General features: G+C 63.6%; 1 protein-coding gene and 1 pseudogene. Both read right to left on the bottom strand.

Features of this window, described 5'->3' with window-relative positions:
* Positions 1-384, bottom strand: a pseudogene (locus tag EN943_RS36835) (hypothetical protein); the annotation flags it as partial.
* The coding region (locus tag EN943_RS36830; RefSeq protein WP_127416598.1) for an SMP-30/gluconolactonase/LRE family protein at positions 384-1,782 on the bottom strand (1,399 nt) is incomplete at its 5' end. The pseudogene EN943_RS36835 and the gene EN943_RS36830, both read right to left, overlap by 1 nt.

The following is a 1,782-nucleotide window of genomic DNA, read 5'->3' as shown; positions in this document are numbered from 1 at the left end:
GGTCAGGCACGACACGCTATCGCGCGGCTGGTCGATGCGCTTCCAGTCGCCCGGTTGTCCGATATGAAGACCGTCACCCTCGACGCCGACAGCGAGGCGACCATCCGGCGCGGACGCGACAAAGGTCACCGATGCCGAAAAATCCGCGATTTCAACCGATGTCGCGCTGGCACCGTTCAGATCAATCCGGAACAGTTTGCCGCCAGCGCTGCACAGCAGCCCTGCCGGCGACGCAACGAGGTTGTCGATCGCGGCAAGCGACATTAGCCGTTCCGCCTCTTCCAGCCGGTTGTCAGGCTTGAAGACGCCGTCCATCGCGGGAACGCTGATGCCAGCTTCGCCAGCCGAAAACAGACTGCGGACAAATCCAGCGAGGCCAGCCATCAGTGCTTCCCCCAATAGTCGCCATGCGATGTCCAGTGCGGATCAGCGCCCTCGATGCGGACGCGACCGATGCGGTTGTTGGACACGCCGCCCAGATAGAGCCAGCCCTTGTGTTCGCAGGTCGAGGTGATCGAGGGATGGTTCTCGCCGAGCTTGTCCCAGAGCGCATCGATGATCTCGCCGGTCGCCGATACGCGCAGCACGCAGCCGCGGTTGATATTGGGAAACATCCATTCATCGGCGGCGATGCGCTTGGCCATGCGGCGGCGGAAGGCCGGCTTACGCATCGCCAGATCGAAGGTCTTGGTGCGCATGCCGAGCAACGCGATCCAGTAGGTGCCGTCCGAGCCGCGGTTGAGGTTGTCGGGGTAGCCCGGAAGGTTGTCGAGGAAAATCTCGCGCTTGCCCTGGTTCGGCCCGTCGAACCAATAACGGCTGATGCGGCAGGCCCAGGTCTCGGCGAAGAGCAGCGACTGGCCGTCGCGGCAGATGGTGACACCGTTGGGGAAGATCAGGCCGCGCAGGATCGTGCGCGTGGAGCCGGTCTTCGGGTCGAAGCAAATCAGGCGGCCATTGCCCCTGCCCTCGAGCGCATCGACCGCCCATTCCGACATCTCATAGCGGATCGTCGCCTCGCTGAAGAAGATGCGCCCGTCCGGCGCGATATCGAGATCGTCGGGCAGCCTGAGCCGCGAATCGTCGATCACCGACAACAGGCCGCGGTTGGTTTCGTCGGTAACTTTGGCAACCTTTCCATCGGGTGCGACGCGATAGACCCCCATGCCGCCGACGCAGGTCAGAAGATCGCCGTTCGGCGCGAAGGCTAGACCCAAGGGATGACCGCCGATGCGGGCGAAAACCTCGCTGCGCGCATAGTCAGGCGCCAGGAAGCGCACGATCGTGCCATGCCGTGTTCCCGTGTAAAGATTGTCGTTGCTGTCGAGCACCACATCTTCCGGCCCTTCGACCTCGCCGAGCCCGATCAGCTGCGTGGCGCCAAGCTTGTCGTTGACGGCAAGTACGCCATCTCCAATTGAGCCAGCCTGTTCGGGGAGCCTCAGATAGGTCGGCGAAATATAGACCTTGTTCAAGAGCTTGCCGCGGTTCTTTACCCATTTGGCGTCGAACAGCACGGCGGCGATCAGCACCAGGCCAAGGATCAACTGGTTGACCGAGCCCGGCATCGACAGGCGGATGAGGCCGCTGGTCAGGATCAGCACGAGGATGGAGCCGATCACCGCATTGCCGACCGAGCCGCGGCCCCCCCCCAGCGAAACGCCGCCCAGCACGACGGCGGTCAGCACTGAAATTTCCAATCCTATCCCGGTGTCGGCGCCGGTGCTGCCGAGCCGCGCCGAAAACAGGAAGGCGGCCGTTGCCGTCAGCACGCCCGATGCG

The organism is Mesorhizobium sp. M7A.F.Ca.US.006.01.1.1 (assembly GCF_003997935.1).
Taxonomy (GTDB): domain Bacteria; phylum Pseudomonadota; class Alphaproteobacteria; order Rhizobiales; family Rhizobiaceae; genus Mesorhizobium.
This window is presented reverse-complemented; position numbering and strand designations above follow the sequence as displayed.